Source organism: Affinundibacterium nitidum (assembly GCF_014284155.1).
Taxonomy (GTDB): Bacteria; Pseudomonadota; Gammaproteobacteria; order Burkholderiales; family Burkholderiaceae_D; genus Undibacterium; species Undibacterium nitidum.
Window position 1 is genome coordinate 1 of record NZ_JACOFZ010000075.1, and the last position, 216, is coordinate 216.

Genomic DNA, 216 nt, shown 5'->3' on the forward strand with positions numbered 1-216 from the left:
TAACCGATGGTGACGGCAGTACGACAACGGCGACTTTGGTGATCACGATCAATGGTAATACCGATGGTGGTCCAACGGTCACGATCCCGGACAGCAATGCAGGTTCTGCGGGCGACATGACGGTAGCAGAAACGGCAACTGCAACAGCAAACAGCTTCACGGTTACCGCTCCTGCAGGTTTAGCAAGCATTACGGTCGGTGGCACCAACGTCACCT

The 216-nt window shown here is 55.1% G+C and carries 1 protein-coding gene; it reads left to right on the forward strand.

What is annotated here, in order from left to right; genetic code table 11:
• On the forward strand, positions 1–216 hold a 216-nt coding region (locus H8K36_RS19100), incomplete at both ends, for a hypothetical protein (RefSeq protein WP_186918101.1).